The 18,671-nt window shown below is 75.8% G+C and carries 15 protein-coding genes; 7 read left to right on the top strand and 8 right to left on the bottom strand.

Annotated elements, in window-relative coordinates; all coding sequences use genetic code 11:
- Positions 1-7: 7 nt before the first annotated feature.
- Both IE329_RS25175 and IE329_RS25170 read right to left on the bottom strand, forming a co-directional pair.
- The gene (locus IE329_RS25175; protein WP_190213247.1) at positions 8-2,320 is read right to left on the bottom strand and encodes an ABC transporter permease; all 2,313 of its coding nucleotides are present in this window, start codon (positions 2,318-2,320) and stop codon (positions 8-10) included.
- Positions 2,317-3,027, bottom strand: coding sequence for an ABC transporter ATP-binding protein (locus tag IE329_RS25170; RefSeq protein ID WP_190213246.1), 711 nt, complete (start codon positions 3,025-3,027; stop codon positions 2,317-2,319). Before IE329_RS25170 ends, IE329_RS25175 begins: the two co-directional genes overlap by 4 nt.
- Before the next feature lie 151 nt (positions 3,028-3,178).
- Between IE329_RS25170 and IE329_RS25165 the strand changes: the two genes are divergently transcribed.
- The 6 genes from IE329_RS25165 to IE329_RS25140 all read left to right on the top strand — a co-directional run bounded on the left by IE329_RS25165 (position 3,179) and on the right by IE329_RS25140 (position 8,459).
- Complete coding sequence (locus IE329_RS25165; protein ID WP_190213245.1) at positions 3,179-4,015, top strand: sensor histidine kinase; 837 nt, start codon at positions 3,179-3,181, stop codon at positions 4,013-4,015.
- A 5-nt stretch (positions 4,016-4,020) separates the two neighbouring features.
- Positions 4,021-4,785 (top strand): response regulator, encoded by a 765-nt coding sequence (locus IE329_RS25160; protein WP_229927742.1) that lies wholly within the window; start codon positions 4,021-4,023, stop codon positions 4,783-4,785.
- Between the two features lie 116 nt (positions 4,786-4,901).
- Positions 4,902-5,807 (top strand): LysR family transcriptional regulator, encoded by a 906-nt coding sequence (locus tag IE329_RS25155; RefSeq protein WP_190213244.1) that lies wholly within the window; start codon positions 4,902-4,904, stop codon positions 5,805-5,807.
- Between the two features lie 183 nt (positions 5,808-5,990).
- A complete protein-coding gene (locus tag IE329_RS25150; RefSeq protein WP_190213243.1) occupies positions 5,991-6,554 on the top strand; it encodes a cysteine dioxygenase family protein in 564 nt (187 codons plus the stop codon).
- Between the two features lie 13 nt (positions 6,555-6,567).
- Entirely contained in the window at positions 6,568-7,656 is a 1,089-nt protein-coding gene (locus IE329_RS25145; RefSeq protein WP_229927741.1) for a YeiH family protein, read from the top strand.
- A gap of 107 nt (positions 7,657-7,763) precedes the next feature.
- The gene (locus IE329_RS25140; protein ID WP_190213242.1) at positions 7,764-8,459 is read left to right on the top strand and encodes a spermidine synthase family protein; all 696 of its coding nucleotides are present in this window, start codon (positions 7,764-7,766) and stop codon (positions 8,457-8,459) included.
- A 106-nt stretch (positions 8,460-8,565) separates the two neighbouring features.
- Here the strand turns inward: IE329_RS25140 and IE329_RS25135 are convergent, their stop codons facing one another.
- A complete protein-coding gene (locus IE329_RS25135) occupies positions 8,566-10,833 on the bottom strand; it encodes a glycoside hydrolase family 18 chitinase (protein ID WP_190213241.1) in 2,268 nt (755 codons plus the stop codon).
- Positions 10,834-11,205: 372 nt separating this feature from the next.
- Complete coding sequence (locus IE329_RS25130; protein ID WP_190213240.1) at positions 11,206-12,171, bottom strand: helix-turn-helix domain-containing protein; 966 nt, start codon at positions 12,169-12,171, stop codon at positions 11,206-11,208.
- Positions 12,172-12,242: 71 nt separating this feature from the next.
- Between IE329_RS25130 and IE329_RS25125 the strand changes: the two genes are divergently transcribed.
- Positions 12,243-13,322 (top strand): saccharopine dehydrogenase family protein, encoded by a 1,080-nt coding sequence (locus IE329_RS25125; protein WP_190213239.1) that lies wholly within the window; start codon positions 12,243-12,245, stop codon positions 13,320-13,322.
- 201 nt (positions 13,323-13,523) lie between these two features.
- Here IE329_RS25125 and IE329_RS25120 read toward each other — a convergent pair whose 3' ends face one another.
- The 4 genes from IE329_RS25120 to IE329_RS25105 form a co-directional block, all read right to left on the bottom strand.
- A complete protein-coding gene (locus tag IE329_RS25120) occupies positions 13,524-15,314 on the bottom strand; it encodes a hypothetical protein (RefSeq protein ID WP_190213238.1) in 1,791 nt (596 codons plus the stop codon).
- A 140-nt stretch (positions 15,315-15,454) separates the two neighbouring features.
- Positions 15,455-16,342 (bottom strand): TetR/AcrR family transcriptional regulator, encoded by an 888-nt coding sequence (locus IE329_RS25115; protein WP_190213237.1) that lies wholly within the window; start codon positions 16,340-16,342, stop codon positions 15,455-15,457.
- 88 nt (positions 16,343-16,430) lie between these two features.
- The gene (locus tag IE329_RS25110) at positions 16,431-17,081 is read right to left on the bottom strand and encodes a polysaccharide deacetylase family protein (RefSeq protein WP_190213236.1); all 651 of its coding nucleotides are present in this window, start codon (positions 17,079-17,081) and stop codon (positions 16,431-16,433) included.
- A gap of 243 nt (positions 17,082-17,324) precedes the next feature.
- On the bottom strand, positions 17,325-18,386 hold the full coding sequence (locus IE329_RS25105) for a LacI family DNA-binding transcriptional regulator (protein ID WP_190213235.1): 1,062 nt from the start codon (positions 18,384-18,386) through the stop codon (positions 17,325-17,327).
- Between the last annotated feature and the right edge of the window lie 285 nt (positions 18,387-18,671).

Genomic DNA, 18,671 nt, shown 5'->3' with positions numbered 1-18,671 from the left:
GCCTGCGCTACTCGTTGTGCAGCACCTCGGCGATGGTGAGCCGCGCCGCCGACCGGGCCGGCGGCAGCGCGCCGAGGGCCGCGATCGCCACCCCCGCCAGGACGAGCAGGACCAGGCCCGCCGGGTGCCAGACGGCCTTCATGGACTCCGGGAACGCCACCGACCCGACGTGGTCCACGATCAGGCGGTGCCCGGCGATCCCGAGCGGGACGCCGGCCAGTCCGGCGACCGTGCCCGGCACCGCCACCGAGGTCACGGTCATCACCGTCACCTGGCGCGGCGTCATCCCGACCGCCTTCAGCATGCCCAGGTCCCGGCGGCGCTCCCGGGTGTTCAGCAGCACCGTGTGGAAGACGCCGAGCGCGGCCACGACGGTCAGCAGCACGGTGAACACCGAGGCGAAGGTGACCACCGTGGTGGTCGCGGTGTTGCCGGTGTCCGCCGGCAGCGGGTACAGGCCGGGCTCGGCGGCCCGGACGGCGTCGGCGAACGCCTGGACGTCGGTGCCGGGGGCCAGCTGCACCTGGTAGTTGACCGGGACGGCCTCCGGCGCGAGCGCGGCCAGCGTCGGCCAGGCCGACCACATCCGGTCGCCGCCGCCGCTGATCAGCTCGCCGACCACGGTCACCGGCGTCCGCCGGCCTTCCAGTTCCATGGAGGTCCGGTCGCCGACCGCGAGGCCGTGCTGCTTCAGGAACTGCGGCGCGGCGACCACCTCGCCCGGCCCGGCGAGCCAGCGCCCGGACACCACCTGGGCGGCCATCCCCGGATCGTCGTCGCCGCGCTGGAAGAAGACCGTGTCGGGCTGGGTGAACCCGGCGAGCCGGACGTCGACGACGGCGTGCGCGGTCACCCGGGTCACGCCCGGCCGGGAGCGCACCAGCGACTCCAGCTCCCGGTCGCCCAGCCGGGGGGCCGTCTCCCCGAAGGCGGGCCGCCCGACCCAGACCACCACCTCGGGGCCGCCGGCGGCGGCCTGCGTCCCGCTGTAGGCCACCATGGTGCTGGTCAGGCCGGTGGTCAGGGTGACGGTGGTGACACCGAGCAGGACGGCCGCCAGGGTGAGCGCGGTGCGGGCCGGGCGGGCGAACGGATGGCCCAGCCCCAGGCTGACCGGACGCGGCAGTCGGCTGCCGCCCAGCCGGCGCTGCACCGCCAGCCCCCGGCCGGCCCGCGGGGCGCTGCCCGCGCTGATCGCCTGGGCCGCGGAGAGGCGGTGCGCGCGCAGCGCCGGGACCAGGGCCGCCAGCAGGGCCAGCGCCGGCATGCCGAGCAGGCAGGCCACGGACACCCAGGGCGCGATCCCGACGACGGCGGTGCCCCGCCGCACCCCCTGGAAGGCGGCGTCCAGGACGGGCTCCGCCAGCAGGCCGCCGGCCAGCGTGCCCAGGGCGGCGCCCGCCACGGCCGGCAGCGAGACCATCACCAGGTAGACGCCCACCACCTGGTTCGGGGTGAAGCCCAGGGCCTTGAGCACGCCGATGTGGCGGAACCCGGAGACCACCGCCCCGCCGACCACGTTGCCGACGATCAGGACGGAGACCGCCAGGCCGAGGGCCCCGAAGAGGGTCATGAACGGCAGGTAGTCCCGGGCCGTCCCGGCGTAGTCCTCCTTGAGGGTCAGATGGGACTGCGCCGACACCAGCGCACCGGCCGGCAGCCCGGCCGTGACGCCGTCCACGGCGGCGGCGACCTCCGGCGCGGTGCCGGCGGCGGCGAAGCGGTAGAGCATCTGGACGGCGTCCGGGTGCAGCGCGCCGATCTGCTCCGGCACCACCCAGGCGTCCGCGGAGCGGCTCATGCTGGTGGCGAGGCCGACGACGGTCAGCGGCGGGCTGCCGGGCGCGTCGATCCGCGTCCCCAGCAGCTCCCGCAGCACCAGGCCGGTGTAGTCCTGGTCGAGCACCAGCTCACCGGGAGCGGCGGCCCAGCGCCCGGCCAGCAGCGCGGGCCGGTCCACCGCGGCGCCCGCCGGGTCCGCCCGGCCGACCACCTTGAGCGTCCCGGCCGGGAACCCGGGCCAGCCCTTGACCACCTTGACCGAGCCCTGGCCGAACGGGCCCTCGGCGGCCTGCACGCCCGGCCGCCGGGCGGCCTCGGCCAGCCCGGCGGCCGACACCCCGGCCGGGTCGTAGGTGGCCACCACATGGGCGCCGTGCTGCCGGCCGAAGGCCTGGTCGAACGGCGCCGAGACGGCGTCCAGCAGACCCAGCGCGAGCAGCACGGTCGTGGTGGAGCAGAGCACCACCAGGCCGATCACCACGCTCTGCAGCCGCCGCCGGCGCACGGCCGCCCGCGCGGCCCGCCACACCGCGCTCACGAGGTACGCTCCAGGGCGCTCTCGCGGGCCACCCGTCCGTCGGCGAACTCGATCAGCCGGCCGGCGCACCGGGTGGCCAGCCGGGGGTCGTGGGTGACGATCAGCAGCGTCTGGCCGATCTGGTTGAGATCGATCAGCAGGTCCATCACCTGCTCGCCGGCCCGGCTGTCCAGCGCGCCGGTCGGCTCGTCCGCGAGCAGCAGGGCTGGGCGGTTCATCAGGGCGCGCGCCACGGCCACCCGTTGGCGCTCGCCGCCGCTCAGGGTCGCCGGGTAGGCGTCCCGGCGGTCCGCGATGCCCAGCTCGTCGAGGAGTTCGAGCGCCCGGCGGCGGGCCTGACGGGCCGGGGTCCCGGTCAGCTGGGCGGAGAGCGCGACGTTGTCCAGGGCCGGCAGGTCGTCGATGAGGTTGAAGAACTGGAAGATCATGCCGACCTGCCGGCGCCGGAACAGCGCCAGCCCGGTCTCGTTGAGGCTGCCGAGGTCCTCCCCGGCGACCCGGACCGTGCCGGCCGTCGGACGGTCCAGCCCGGCCACCATGTTGAGCAGCGTCGACTTGCCGCAGCCGGACGGGCCCATCACCGCGACCGCCTCGCCGGCCCGGATCTCCAGCGACACCCCGTCCAGGGCCGTCGCCTCCCCGTACTCCTTGCGGACGCCGTCCAGCCGTACGACGACCGGCTGCGCACTGTCGTGGTCTGTAGTCATGGCATGAACCTAGGAGTGCCGCCGGGGCCCGGCATCAGCCCCCCGGTGTATCCGGCCGGGCCCGTCATCCTGCGGATGTACGGGGCCGGCCCCGCAGAACGATGCGGAGCGGGGCGCGGGCTGACAGAGTGATCTTGTGTGGAGATCCGGGGTGGGACCGCTGGTGCTGGCGCTGGCCGTGGCGTGCGCCGCGGCCGGCTGGTTCGGTGCCGCGCTGGTGCGGGAGCGGCGCGCTCACCGGACGGCGCTGGCCGATCGCGGCTGGCTGCTGGAGCGGGAGCGGGAGAGCGCGGCGGTGGCCGCGGTGGACGCCGAGCGGGCCCGGATCGCCCGGGAGCTGCACGACATCGTCAGTCACAACGTCAGCCTGATGGTGGTCCAGGCTGGCGCGGCCCGTGAGGTGCTGGCCACCATGCCGGACGAGGCCGCCACCGCGATGCGGGCGGTCGAGGCGGCCGGCCGGGGCGCGATGACCGAACTGCGGCACCTGCTCGGACTGCTCGCCCCCTCGCAGGACGGCGAGGACGACGAGGGCGGCGCGAACGCGGGCGTCAGCCGCCTGGAACCCCAGCCGGGGCTCGGCCGGCTCGGCCCGCTGGTCGACCGGATCGCCTTCGCCGGCCTGCCGGTCGAGGTGCGGATCTTGGGGGAGCCGCGCCCGCTGCCCGCCGGGATCGACCTGACCGCCTACCGGATCGTCCAGGAGGCGCTGACCAACGCCCTGAAGTACAGCGACGGGGGGCGGGCCGAACTGACGGTCCGGTACTCCGACCGCTACCTGCGGGTGGAGGTGCTGAACAGCGGGCCGAGCGTGCTGGCCGGCGGCGGCCAGGGCGTGCGCACCGCCCCGGAGGCGCGCGACGGCGCCGGGCGCGGGCTGCTCGGGCTGCGCGAGCGGGTGGCCGTCTACGGCGGCGACCTGGACGCCCGCAGGCGCCTCGGCGGCGGCTACCGGGTCCGCGCCCGGATCCCGCTGGACCGGCCGTGACTGCCGTGACGGGCGGGGTGGGCGTGACGGGCGGGGCGGCCGGGCCGGCCGCAGAGCCGGTGCCCCGGGTGCTGATCGCGGACGACCAGGAGCTGGTCCGTACCGGGTTCCGGCTGATCCTGACCGCACGCGGCATCGACGTGGTCGGCGAGGCCGCCGACGGCGCCGAGGCGGTGGCCGCCGCCCGGACCCTGCGGCCCGACGTGGTGCTGATGGACATCCGGATGCCCGGCATGGACGGCCTGGAGGCCGCCCGCCGGGTGCTGGCCCAGGACCCGGACTGCCGGGTGATCATGCTGACCACCTTCGACCTGGACCACTACGTCTACGCCGCCCTGGCCGCCGGGGCCAGCGGGTTCCTGCTCAAGGACGTCACCTCCGACCACCTGACCGCGGCCGTCCGGCTGGTCGGCACCGGTGACGCGCTGCTCGCCCCCTCGATCACCCGCCGGCTGGTGGAGCGCTTCGCGGCCGGCGGCCCGGACCGTACGGCCGGGGGCGGCCCCCGGCCGGGCAGCGGTGGCCCGGCGGTCCATCGGGACCTCGCCGCGCTGACGCCCCGTGAGCACGAGGTGCTGACCCTGATGGGCGGCGGCCTCTCCAACGCCGAGCTGGCGTCCGTCCTGACCCTCAGCGAGGCGACGGTGAAGACCCATGTGGCCCGGATCTTCGCCAAGCTCTCGCTGCGCGACCGGGCCCAGGCGGTGGTGCTGGCCTACGAGACCGGTCTGGTGTCACCGGGCGACGCCTTCCCGCGGCAGGGCGGCTGACCGGGCCGCGGGTGCCGCGGGCGACCGAGGGTCACCCGGGATTGCTGGTTCACGGGAAACCAAAGGGAAAAGCGAGACCTGCCCGCCGAGCCACAATATTTGCTTATGCTTCGGGGGTGTTCGACACCCGTCACATCAAGACCTTCCACGAGGTGGTGCGGGCCGGCTCCCACTCGGCGGCGGCCCGCGAGCTCGGCTACACCCAGCCGGCCGTCACCCAGCAGATGAAGGCGCTGGAACGCGCCGTCGGCGTACCGCTGTTCACCAGGTCCGGCCGGGGGCTGCGGCTCACCGAGGCCGGGGAGGCCCTGGCCCGGCACGCCGACATCATCCTCGGCAGCCTCTCGGCCGCGCAGCAGCAGCTCACCGCCCTCGCCCGGCTGCGGGCCGGCCGGGTCCGGGTCTGTGCCTTCCCCAGCGCCACCGCCACCCTGATCCCGTCCGCCATCGCCCGGCTGCTCGCCGAACACCCGGGCGTCCGGGTGGAACTGCACGAGGCGGAGCCGCCCGACTCGGTCCGGCGCCTGCTGCGCGGGGAGTGCGACATCGCGCTGGCCTTCAGCTACCCGGGGCCGGCGGCCGGGCCGCCGGAGGGGGTCGAGGAGATCCCGCTGATGGAGGACCTGCTGACGGTGCTGCTGCCGGTCGGCCACCCGCTGGGCCGCCGGCACGCCGTCCGGCTGGCCGACCTGGCCGAGGAGCGCTGGATCGCCGGCTGCCCGCGCTGCCGGGCCAACCTCCTGCACGTCTGCGCGGAGCAGGGGTTCGAGCCCGACGTGGTGTTCAGCACCGACGACAACCTCGCCGTGCAGAGCCTGGTGGCCGCCGGGGTCGGGGTCGCCCTGATGCCCGCCCTGGTGCTCAGCTTCATGTGCCACCGCAAGGTGACCGGCCGCGCCGTCGAACCGCACCTGCGCCGCAAGGTCAGCGCCTTCGTGCTGCGCGAGCACCGCGCCGTCCCGGCGACCACGCTGGTGCTGGACAGCCTGCGGACGGCCGCGGCTGCCAGGTCCGGCTGCTGAGCCGCCGCTGAACCGGTCCGCGGGGCCCGAGCAGCCTGCCCCGGGAGCCGGTCCGGGACGTGACCCGGCCGGGCTGCGCCCTCCGTCGCCCCCGCGGGGCCGTCCCGATCCATAAGCCCAGCCAGGGGAAACCCAACAAACCGTCCTTGGACGTCGACCGGTCGGCGCGCCGACGCTGCGGACATGACCACTTCCGCCACGGTCGACGCGACCGTCCTCACCGAGCGCATGCGGGCCCTGGTCGGCGAGATCCGCGAGGTCGTCGGCCGGGGCCTGCCGCCCGAGCTCACCGCCTACCTGGTGGGCGAACGCCTCGCGCCCCACCTCGGCGCCGGGCGACTGCTCACCGCGGCCCAGCAGGAGGCCGACCCGGAGCGCTACCGCCAGCACGTGCTGCACGCCGAGCCGGACGGCAGCTTCTCGCTGGTCGCCCTGGTCTGGCTGCCCGGACAGTGCACCCCCATCCACGACCACGTCTCCTGGTGCGTGGCCGGCGTCCACCAGGGGCAGGAGAGCGAGCGCCGCTACCGGCTGGTCTCCGACGGCCGGACCGGCCGCCTGGTCGCCACCGAGGACGTGCTCGGCCCGCAGGGCAGCGTCGCCGCCTTCGCCCCGCCCGGCGACATCCACCAGGTCCGCAACGCCGGGACCACCCTCGCCGTCTCCCTGCACGTCTACGGCGCCGACGTCGGCCGGCTCGGCACCAGCATCCGGCGCGTCTACCGGCTGCCCGCGGACGAGGGGTGAGCCCGGCGTGGCACTGACCCTGCGCACCCACCCCCGGGCCGCCGCCCGCCCACCGCTGCGCGGGGACGCCCCCGGCCTGCTGCTGGCCTGCCTCGGCGTCGCGGCCGCCCTCGGGGTGCACCAACTCGTACCGGCCATACCCAAGTTGACCGCCGCCGTGGTGCTCGGCACCGCCGCCGCCCACCTGCCGGGGCTGCGGACCTTCGTCCGGGGCGCGGCCCGGCCGGGCCTGTCCACGGCCGGGCGCCGGCTGATGCGGACCGGCATCGTCCTGCTCGGTCTGGCCGTGGGCGCGGACGACGTGCTCGGCCTCGGCGGGGCCACCGTCGCGATGGTCCTGGCGGTCGTCGCGCTCACCTTCACCGGTACCTGGTGGCTCGGCCGCCGGCTCGGACTGCCGGGCGACCAGGCGCTGTTGGTGGCGACCGGCTACTCCGTCTGCGGCGCCTCGGCGATCGGCGCGGTCGGCCAGGCGGCCGGCAGCGAGGAGGAGGACATCGCGGCCTCGGTCGCCCTGGTCACCCTCTGCGGCACCCTGGCGATCGCCGTGCTTCCGCTGCTGCACCATCCGCTCGGGCTCGACGACGCCGGCTTCGGACGCTGGGTGGGCGCCAGCGTGCACGACGTCGGTCAGGTGGTCGCCACCGCGCAGAGCGGCGGGCCGGTGGCGCTGCGCGAGGCCGTCCTGGTGAAGCTGATGCGGGTGGTGCTGCTGGCGCCGCTGGTGGCCGGGATCGGCCTCGCGGCCCGGCGCCCGCGCCGACGGCCGGGACCGGCGCAGGGCGGCGCGGCCACCGGGACGACACCCGGGGCCGCCGGCGCGCGGTCCGGCCCCGGCGCCCGGCCGCCGGTCGTCCCGCTGTTCGTCGCCGGATTCCTGCTGATGATCGCGCTGCGCAGCACCGGGGCGGTGCCGGCCGGCGCCCTGACGCTCGCCACGGACGCCCGCGAACTGCTCCTCGCCGCAGCCCTGTTCGGCCTCGGCAGCGCCGTCCACCTGCCGACCATGGTGCGGACCGGCGGGCGGATCGCCGTGCTGGGGCTCGCCTCCTGGGTGATGATCGCCGGCGTCAGTTACGCCGGGGTGCTGCTCACCACGTAGCGCCGGCCCGGCAGGCCGCCCCCGCCGTAACTCCCCGCCGGGCCGGGCCGGGCTCGGATAGAGTCGCCCACGTACCACCGCTGACACGTGAGACCCAGGGGACCGCCATGACGACCGCACTGCCCGACCGGGACGGATCCGATGCCGTCGACACCCTCGACCGGCGGGAAGGCCCGTACGGCGAGGTGGTGTTGCGGCGGCGCGGCGAGCATTTCGAGATCATCGCCAACGGGTGCTTCCTGATGGACACCGCCGACGGACGCTCGGAGCGGCTGCTGGTCCAGGCCGCGCTGGACGCCCTGGGTGCGACCGCCGGCCCGGCGGTCCTGATCGGCGGGCTGGGGGTCGGCTTCTCGCTCGCCCACGCCGCCGCCGAGCCGCGCTGGGGCCGGATCGCCGTGGTCGAGCGGGAGGGCGCGGTCATCGACTGGCACCGCGAGGGCCCGCTGGCCGCCGTCTCGGCGGGGGCGCTGGCCGACCCCCGGGTGCGGGTGCTGCACACCGACCTGCTGGAGTACCTGGCCGCCGAGGGTGAGCGCTACGACGCCCTCTGCCTGGACATCGACAACGGCCCGGACTGGACGGTCACCGACTCCAACTCCGCCCTCTACGGCCCGCGCGGACTGGCCCGCCTCCAGGAGCGGCTCCGGCCCGGCGGCGTGCTCGCGGTGTGGAGCGCCCAGCCGTCCACCGCCTTCGAGGAGGCGCTGCGGACGGCCGGGTTCTCGGACGTCCGCACCCAGGAGATCCCGGTCGCCCGCGGCGTGCCGGACGTCGTGCACCTGGCCCGGCGCCCGGCCTGAGCGGACCGGCGCCGCCCGCCGTCCTGTGACGTGACGGTGCTCCTGCGACGTGACGGTGCCCGCCGCCCCGGCCGGGGCGGCGGGCACCGTCTTCCGAGCGGCCCCGCTACTTCAGGCCGTTGTCCACGGCGGCCATCAGTTCACCGTTCGCGGTGTCGCCGTCGAAGGACCACACCATCGCGCCCGCCAGGCCCTGGGACTTGATCCAGGCGGTCTTGCGGGCGATCTCGGTCGGGTCGTCGTAGGTGTAGAGGACCGACCCGTTGTAGATGTACGCGAAGCCGGCCACCGGGTCGCGGTAGACGGTGTAACCACCGCTCGTGGCCATGTCCTTGAGCTTGTGGTAGTCCTCGTACCCGGGTTCGTAGGTGCCCGGGCCGGGGCCCGTGCCGGTCTGGAAGAGGCCGTTGGTGGTGCCGCGCGGCACGCCCGTCCAGCCGCGTCCGTAGAACGGGATGCCCAGCGTCAGCTTGCTCTTCGGCGCGCCGCCGTTGACGTAGGCGTTGATCGCGATCTCGGAGCTGAACTTCCGGTCGGCCGGGCTCGGGTCGCCCGCCGGGAGCTTGATCGCCGACTGCTGGTTGGCGACGTTCTCCCAGCCGCCGTGGTAGTCGTAGCCCTGGATGGTGGCGAAGTCGAAGGCGCCGAACAGGCCGGGGATGTCGATGCCGGCCGTCACCTTCAGCGGGTCGGCGGGCAGGAAGGCGCTCAACGTGTAGTGCTTGCCGTTGGTGGCGCCCAGGGCGTCCAGCTGGCGGCGGAACTCCTGGGCCAGCAGGGTGTAGTTGGCCTTGTCGGCGGGCTTGAAGACGTTGCCGAGGTGCCCGTCGGAGTTCGGCCACTCCCAGTCGAGGTCGATGCCGTCGAAGATGTTCGCGGCACTGCCGGCGCCGCCCCGGCCGTCGATCACCGGCAGGTTGCCCTTGATGTACAGGTCGATGCAGGAGCTCACCAGCGCCTTGCGCGAGGCGTCGGTGGCCGCCGCGTCGGAGAACCACTTGCTGTAGGACCAACCGCCCAGCGAGATCTGGATCTTGAGGTTGGGGTACTTGGCCTTGAGCTGCTTCAGCTGGTTGAAGTTGCCCGCGAGCTTCTGGTCCCAGGTGTCGGTGGTGCCGGCCACCGAGCTGCCCGCGTCCACGCCCCGGCCGTAGTCGGCCCAGGCGTCGCCGGCGCCGTCACCCGCGTTGGGGTCGGAGTCGTTCCCGGCCGCCTTGTTGGTGAGGAAGCACTGCTTGGTGGTCGGGTGGATGTTGGCGAAGGCGTAGTTGAGCGTGGTGAGCCGCCCGGCCGAGCCCGAGGTGTCGAGCTTCTTCACGCTGTAGCCGCGGGCGTAGATGCTCCACTGGGTGAAGTACCCGTTCTTCAGCGCCGGGCCGGGATCGCCGCCGCCGACCTGCGTCCTGGCCGTCACCGGGGCGGAGGCGGCCGAGACGTTGCCGGCCGCGTCGCGGGCCTTGACGGTGAAGGTGTACGCGGTGTCCGGGGTCAGGCTGCCGACGCTTGCGGCGGTGCCGGTCACCGTGGTGGCCAGCGCGGTGCCGTTGTAGACGTCGTACGCGGTGACCCCTATGTTGTCGCTGCTGGCGGCCCAGCTCAGCGCGATGGCGGTGGAGCTGGTCGAGGTCACCGAGGGGGTGCCGGGCGCCGACGGCGGGGTGATGTCCGGGACGGTGGTCGGCGGGGTGGTCACGGCGAGCGGCCCGGCGGCGGCCGAGCGGTTGCCGGCGGCGTCCAGGGCCTGCACGGTGAACTGGTACGCGGTGGCCGCCGCCAGACCGGTGACGTTGGCCGAAGTGCCGGTCACCGTCTGGACCTTGACGCCGTTCTGGTAGACCTCGTAGCCGGTCACGCCGACGTCGTCGGTGCTCGCGTTCCAGGCCAGGGCCACCGTGGTGGAGGTGCTGCCGGTGCTGCGCAGGTTGCCGGGCGTGCTCGGCGCGGTGGTGTCCGGCCCGGTGACGCCGCCGCACGGGCTGCCGTTCAGCTTGCAGTTGGCGAGTGCCTGGTAGCTGCCCGAATAGGCGATGTTGAAGCCGAAGTTGTACGAGGCGCCGGGGGCGATGGTGGCGGCCCAGCCGGGGTTCTTGACCGTCACGTGGGAGGCCGCGGTGGTGTACGTGGCGTTCCAGAGCGAGGCGACGGTGTTGGAGGCGGGCAGGTCGAACTCCAGGGTCCAGCCGTTGAGCGTGCTGGCGGAGCCGTTGGTGATGGTGTAGCTGCCCTCGTAGCCGCTGCCCCAGTCGCTGCCCTTGGTCAGGGTGGCGGTGGGGGAGGCGGCGTGGGCGGCGGTGGCGGGCAGCGCCACCGCGATCAGCGGGGCGAGCAGGCTCCCGGCTGCCAGCAGGGGGATTCGGATCCGACGTCTGCGCATGGATGTGGCTCCTGTCTGGGGGCGCGTCCGGACGGGGCCGGCGCCACCCCGTTACCTGTGGGGAGGTGTCAGGTGCGTGGAGCGGTGTGCGGCTCCGGCCAGGGGCAGCGCGGAGCGAGGACCTCGGGCCGTCGGGTTGCCGTGGAGGTCCTGTGCTAAGCGAGGGTAGGGAGCGTGACGCCTGCTGGCAATAGGTCTGTACCACTTGCGTCGCGGACCTGACACGGTGGGTGACATGATCCAGGCCATCCGCCTCCCGCCTCCAGGCCTCCCGCCTCCGGCCGGCGCCAAGGCGGCGTCGGCGGAAGCCACTTGGGTGAGGCCGTTGCCGGACGACGGGCAGCTGCGGCCCGCGGGCGGGGGACCGGCGGCTCAGCCGGGCCCCGGCAGCGGCCGCCCGCTGCGGAAGGTGCGCCGGTAGGCGTCGGGGGGAACGCCGAGGGTGCGGTTGAAGTGCCGCCGCAACGTGGTGGCGGTGCCCATCCCGGTCGCGGTGGCGATCGCCTCGATGCTGTCGTCGGTGGTCTCCAGCAACTCCTGTGCCCGGTGGATCCGTTGGGCCAGCAGCCAGCGCAGCGGCGTGGTGCCGGTGGTGGCGTGGAAGTGCCGGGCCAGGTTGCGCGAGCTCATGTTGGCCTGCCGGGCCAGGTCCTCCACGGTGATCGGCCGGTCGAGCCGCCGCAGCGCCCAGGAGAGCAGCTCGGCGAGCGGGTGCGCGGTGCGCCGGGCCGGCATCGGGGAGGGGACGAACTGCGCCTGGCCGCCCGCCCGGTGGGGCGGTACGACCAGTCGGCGGGCGACCGCGTTGGCGACGGCGGCGCCGTGGTCGAGCCGGACGAGATGCAGGCAGAGGTCCATCGCCGCGGCCTTGCCCGCGGAGGTGAGGACGCTGCCCTCGTCGACGTACAGCACGTCGGCGTCGACCCGCACCCGGGGGTAGCGCGCGGCCAGTTCAGCGGCGTGCAGCCAGTGCGTGGTGGCGCGCCGGCCGTCCAGGAGTCCGGCGGCGGCGAGCACGAACGCCCCGGTGCAGAGCGAGGCCACCCGGGCGCCGGCCCGGTGCGCCGCGCGCACGGCTTCCAGCAGGTCGGCCGGGGGAGCCGCGTCGAGGTCGGCCCAGGCGGGGACGATCACCGTGCCGGCCCGCGCCAGCCGGTCGAGCCCGTGGTCGGGTTCGAGCCGGAACCGCCCGCCGACCCGCGCGCCGGGCGGGCCGCAGACCGTGAACTCGTACCAGGGGTCCGCGATGTCGGACCGGTCGACGCCGAAGACCTCGCAGGCGGCGGCGAGTTCGAAGTGCATGACGCCCTCGGTGACGGCGATCGCGACGGTACCCATGTCCGAAACTGTACGGGGCGCGGCATTGCGGACACTCCCGTCCGCCCGGAGTCCTCGGCAGGATGTCAGTCATGGATCTCTTGGCGAGCAGGGCGGACGGCCGGACGGCCGTGGTGGTGTTCGGGGCCTACGGGCACACCGGGCGTTTCGTGGTGGCGGAACTCCTGGAGCGCGGGCTGAGCCCGGTGCTCTCCGGGCGCGACGCCGGACGGCTCAAGGAGCTCGCGGAGGCCCACGGCGGCCTCGACGTCCGGCCCGCTTCGGTGGACGACCCCGCCTCGCTCGACCGCGCGCTGGCCGGGGCGGCCGCCGTGATCAACACCGCCGGCCCCTTCGCCTCCACCGCCGCACCGGTGGTGGAGGCGGCGCTGCGCGCCGGGATCCCGTACGTGGACGTGGCGGCCGAGCTGGAGGCGGTCGCCGACACCTTCGCGCAGCACGCGGACCGGGCGCGCGCCGCCGGGACGCCGGTCGTCCCCGCGATGGCCTTCTACGGCGGCCTCGGCGACCTGCTGGCCAGCGCGGCCATGGGCGACTGGCGGACGGCGGACGAGGTGCACATCGCCTACGCCTTGAGCGGCTGGCACCCCACGGCGGGGACCAAGGCGTCGGGCCGGGTCTCCCGGCAGCGGCGGGGCGACCGCCGGCTGGTCTTCGCCGACGGCCGGATGGAGGCCCGGACGGCGCCGGCCGGCCCCGCCCGGTGGGCCTTCCCCGACCCGGTCGGCGAGCGGGCCGTGGTGGCGGAGTTCACCATGGCGGACAGCGTGACCATCCCCCGCCACCTGAGGGTCCGCGACATCCACACCTACATGTCGGCCGAGGCGGTCGCGGACCTGTCGGCCCCCGACGCGCCGCCGCCGACGCCGGTCGACGAGCGCGGGCGCTCGGCGCAGACCTTCCTGGTCGAGGTGGCGGTGCGGGCCGGGGGCCGGGAGCGCCGCGCGGTGGCCCGCGGCCAGGACATCTACGCGGTGAGCGCGCCGCTGGCGGTCGAGGCGGTCCAGCGCCTGCTCGCCGCGCCGGTGCGGCCGGGCGGGGTGCTGGCGGCCGGCGCGGCGTTCGACGCGGCGGACTTCCTGCGGGCGCTGGCCCCGCACATCCTGGTCGAGCTCCACCCCGAGGCCGGGGCGGCCGGCGCCGGTCACTGACCGGGCGGACCGCACGGGAGCGGTACGGACGGGAGCGGTACGGACGGGTGCCCGGGCGGACACGCGGCGGCGGGGCCGGCCGGAGCCGGCCCCGCCGGGTGGTGGGGCGTTCGTACGGTGGAGCGTCGGCCCGGTGGAGCGTCCAGCCGGTGGCCGGCCCGGGAAGCGGCCCGGCGGGCGACGGATCAGCCGGGCGACGGATCAGCCGAACGGGCTGGTCTCCGGCGCGGCCGGCGCCGCCTCCTCGGCCGGTGCGGGCTCGGCCGGCAGCGGCGCGAAGGGGTTGAAGTCCGGCGGCGGGATCCGCACCGGCGTGCCCTTGGGCGCCGCGCCGTCCGGCGCGGTCGCGGGTGCCGGTACGGGTGCCGGCGGCGAGGTCGGCATCGGCGGGGCGGCCACCGGGGCCGGTGCGGCCGGTGCGGCCGACGGCAGGGTGGTGCCGAACGGGTCGCTCTGCTGAGGTGCCGTCACGGTGCCGAACGGGTCGGCGGCCTGGGGGGCGGCCGGAGCCGCGGCGGCGGCCGGTGCCGGTTCGGCCGGCAGCGGCGCGAAGGGGTTGAAGTCCGGCGGCGGAATTCGCACCGGGGTGCCCTTGAGCACGGGCTCCTCCTCGGGCTCGACGGCCGGGGCGGCCATCGGGGCGAAGGGGTTGAAGTCCGGCGGCGGGATCCGCACCGGGGTGCCCTTGAGCACGGGCTCCTCCTCGGGCTCGACGGCCGGTTCGGCCGGCAGCGGCGCGAAGGGGTTGAAGTCCGGCGGCGGGATCCGCACCGGCGTGCCGCGGAGCGGCTCGGGCTCACCGGACGGCGTCACCGCGACGGCCGCGGCCTCGACCGCCGCACCGGCGGCCTCGACCACCGAGGGGGCCGGCGCCACGGGGGCGGGCTGCGCGGCGACCGGCGCACCGGTGTGCCCCGCCACGCCGTCCCAGGCGAACTGGACGCTCTTCAGCAGTTCGGCGAAGACACCGGTGTACAGCTCCCAGTCCTGGCGGTGGGCGGTGGCGAGCTGGACGCAGAGCACCGTGGCGCCGTCCGGCAGCGGCACGAAGGCCTCCACCACGGACGACACCGCCCAGTGCCGCAGCCCGTCCGCGGCGAGCCGGCCCGGCACCGGGACGCTGCGCCCCTCGACCAGCACCGCGGCCGGGCCGGCCGGCAGCAGGACCGTCCACACCTCGGCATTCGGGCGGGCGGTGGCGAGTTCGGTGGCGAGCACCTGGATCGGGCCGGCGTGCCGGGACAGCGAGACCACCAGCGAGGCGTCGGACGGACGCCCGTCCACGGTCAGCGCGGACAGGCCGGCGAAGCTCACGCCGGCCGCCGCGGTCAGGTCGGCGAGGGTGGCGCCGAGCACCGCGAAGTCCCGGCGCTCGGCCGGGCCGGTGCCGCTGAACAGCTCCTCCGCGACCTCGGCCAGGTGGACGGCCAGGTCGGCGCCCGGGTCCGGCGCGGTCAGCGGGTGGAAGACCGGCGGGACCACCAGTCGTGCCTCGGCGCCCGCACCGGTCGCCAGTTCGGCGGGCAGGCGGGTCTGCCGGCCGCTCGCGAGCTCGGCCAGCGGGGCGGTGAACTCCGGGCGCAGCGTCGGGTCCGCGACCTCACCGGTCACCGGGAGTTCGAAGTGGGCGGCCGACAGGCCCTCGGGGCCCGGCGTCACCCCGCGCACCTGGCCGCCGCCGAAGCGGGCCAGCAGCGCGGCGGCGGCGCTCGTGGAGCGCGGCGCGGCGGCCGGACCGGCCGTTCCCGCGGCGAGGACCGTGCCCAGGCGGTGGACCGCCCGGTGGGTGTGGCCGGCGCCGGCCGGACGGACCGTGAAGAGGGCCTCGGCGTCGGCGTGCGCCCGGCCGCCGAGGGCGGTGAGCGCGGCCAGCGGGTAGCGTGCGGTCCGGTGGTCGAGCAACGCCGCGGCGAGGCTGCCGAGCGTCGCGGAGACCTGCTCGGCCGCCGCGAACGGAGCCACCTCCACGCCGGTGTAGCCGTCCTGGGTCATGGTGGCGAGCCCCCCGCTCTACTGCGTTCGTGATCGTCTGAGATGCGCTCAATTTCTATCAGACGCCGCCGTCCCAGCTGAAGCCGAAGCGGACCGGGCGGCCGGGGGCGGGCGGTGCCGGGCCGTCGCCGGAGGGCCGGTCAGGCGGACGGCGGAGCGGCCAGCCGTGCCACCGTGTCGGCCAGGCCCGGTACGCCGAACAGGCCGGCCAGTTCGCGGACCAGCCGGCCGGTCGGGCCGTCCGGCCGCTCCTCCGCGAAGTACCCGGCCAGTTCGACGGCCAGCGCGGGCTCGCGGGCGGCGGTCAGGGTCAGGGAGGCGATGAACTCCTGAACCAGGCGCAGTTGCAGGTCCTCGCGCGGCACGGCGCGGTCGGCCAGCCACTCCAGCGAGGTGATCTCCGCGTTGGCGATCCAGGCCCGGACGGTCAGCCGCAGTCCGGCGCTGGGCTCGGCGACGGCCAGGTGCAGCAGGATCTGGTCGTGCGCGGCCCGCCGGACCTGGTCGATCACGGCGTTCGTCCCCGGGCTGGCGGCGACCGAACCGCCGCGCAGCAGCGCGGCGAAGCCCGGACCGTGGCTGTCCACGTAGTCCAGGTAGCGGCCCATCACCCGGTACAGCCGCTCCGACAGCGGGCCGGCGGCCGGCTCCTCGAACCGCCCGGCCAGCTCCTGCCCGGCCCGGCGCAGCGACTCCTCGTACAGCGCCTGCTTGCCGGGGAAGTAGTGGTACACCAGCGGCCGGGAGGCGCCGGCCGCCGCCGCGATGTCGTCGATCGACACCTCCTCCGGCGGGCGGAGGCTGAACAGTTGCAGGGCGACGGCGATCAGCTGCTCGCGGCGCTCGTCCACGCTGAGCCGGCGGCGCGGCCGGTCGGCCCCGCCCTGCGCGGCGCCGGCGGGAGCGGTACCCGCCGCGTCGGTGCCTGCCGGGGCGGCGGCGGTCGCGCGGGGGACGGCCCGGCCGGGGCCGCCGTCGACCGGCGTGCTCGCGGACCTGGGCGCCACCGGCGGGGTACGGGAAGCCATGCCGTCACCCTAATTCGTCGGCGGCGGATCGGGGTGGCCAGGGGGTGGTTGCCGGCCGGTCCGCGGCCCGGGGTGCTCCGCGGGCCGTTCAGGTTCCTGCGGCGGGGGTCCCGGCGGCGGGGTGGCTGGGTGCGGGGTGGCTGGGTGCGGGGTGGCCGGGTGCGGGGCGGCCGGGTGCGAGCGGTCCGGGGCTCAGCCCTCGGCGGGCGAGGGCGGCCAGGACGAGGGGGAGGGCGTCGACGGTGTTCCGTCGTCCGCTGTCGTGCAGCAGGACGACGTCACCGGGCCGGGCCGCCGCGACGGCCCCGGCGATGCCGGCCGGGTCGGCGCCGGCCCAGTCGCGGGTGTCCACCGTCCAGAGGACTTCGGTCAGGCCGGCCGCGGCGGCCGCCGCCCGGACCACCGGGTCGCTCTCGCCGTAGGGCGGGCGGAACAGGGTCGGCCGGGTCCCGGTCAGCCGGGACAGGGTGCGCTGGGTGCGTTCGATCTCGGCTGCGATCCCGGCCGGCCGCAGCCCCGTCAGGTGCGGGTGGCTGAAGCTGTGGTTGCCGATCCCGAAGCCCGCACGGTGGATCTCCCGGACCAGGCCGGGGTGGCGTTCGGCCTGGTCGCCCCGGAGGAAGAAGGTGGCCGGCCGGCCGCCGGCGGCCAGGATCGCGAGCAGGGCGGGCGTGGAGTCGGGGTGCGGCCCGTCGTCGAAGGTCAGGGCGACGGTGGCGGGTGGGGGCGAAGGGTTCATGCTGCCTGCACCTGGGGTCGGCGGGACGGGGTGGTGGCCGGCGGCGCGGTCCGGCCGGGCCCGGGCGGGTGGACCGTTGCAGGACGGCGGCGGAGGGAGGGCGCAGCGGGTTCGAAACTTTCGGGATCGTTCTCGAAGGGCAGGCGAAGGCCCGGCCCGGCGCGCCGCCCGGGCGGCGGTGCCCCGGTGCCCGTCAGGTACCCCGGGGTCCGTCCGGCGGGCCCGGGCCACGGCCCGGGAGCCTCAGGCGGGCGGCGCGGCGGTGCTGCTCCGGACCACCAGGCTGGTGGCGATGTCCACCCTGGTCGCGGCGGGTTGGCGCCCGCGGCCGAGGTCGACGGCGAGCCGCGCGGCCGTCTCGGCCATCTCGACCAGGGGCTGGCGCACCGTGGTCAGCGGCGGCCCGACCCAGCGGGCGAGCGGCAGGTCGTCGAAGCCGACCACGCTGAGGTCCTCCGGGATCCGCAGCCCCAGCTCGCGGGCGGCCTCGTACAGGCCGAGGGCCTGGAGGTCGTTGCCGGCGAAGACGGCCGTGGGGCGGTCGGGGAGGGTCAGCAGCTCCCGGCCGGCGGTGTAGCCGGCCTCGTGGTGGAAGTCCCCCTCCCGGACCAGCCGCGGGTCGACCGGGATCCGGGCCGTCTCCAGGGCGGTCCGGTAGCCGTCGAGGCGGGCCCGGCTGCACATCATGCCGGACGGACCGCCGACCATGGCGATCCTGCGGTGCCCGAGTTCCAGCAGATGGCGGGTGGCGGCCAGCCCGCCGTGCCAGTTGTTGGTGCCGACCGAGGGCACTCCGTCGGCCGGGTCGCCGGCCGGGTCCATCACCACGAACGGGATTCCGCGGCTGGTCAGTTGGTTCCGCTGGCCGGCGTCGAGGTCGGACAGGACGAGCACCACCCCGGCCGGGCGCCGGGCGAGGACGCCGTCGACCCAGGTCTGGCCGGGGGTGAGGCGGCCGGCCGATTCGGAGAGCACGATGCTCAGGTCCTCCGCGCGGGCGACGTTCTCCACCCCGCGGATCACCTCCACCGCCCAGGCGCTGTCCAGCTCGTGGAAGACCAGGTCGAGCAGGCGGGACGGCTGCGCGGTGCTGCGCCGGCGCTGGTACCCGAGCTCGCGCAACTGCTCCTCGACCCGGGCCCGGGTCTTCGGTGCGACATCGGTGCGCCCGTTGAGCACTTTCGAAACTGTCGGGGCCGAAACGCCGGCGGCGCGGGCGATCTCCGACAGCGTCGGCGTGTTGTCCGAACCCTCGCCGAGGTCGGTCACCTCGCCGCTTCCCAACTCGATCTCTCCAGCGCTCATGGCAGGAATGGTAGCCCCTGGGCCCCTCCTGGCGGCGGGCCGGACGCTCGTCCGCCGATCGCGAGCGGTCCTGTCAGGGCTCTTGACTCCGTCCGGGTGGCGCCGTAGCTTTCCCGAAACGTTCGAGAAATTACTGAAACATTCGCCAGGTTCGTTCGGGTCCCCGGGTCTCAACCGCCCGGTACCGCCCGGGCTCCGGGGCTCCGGCCCCGGTGGCCCAGGGTGTCCCCACGGCGCAACGGCCCGACGGCCTCAGGGCCCCGGCGTACGGGGTCCTGAGGATTC

It is taken from the genome of Kitasatospora indigofera (assembly GCF_014655955.1).
GTDB classification, from domain to species: domain Bacteria; phylum Actinomycetota; class Actinomycetes; order Streptomycetales; family Streptomycetaceae; genus Kitasatospora; species Kitasatospora indigofera.
Note: the sequence above shows the minus strand (reverse complement) of the source record. Positions and strands in the feature narration are given on the sequence as shown.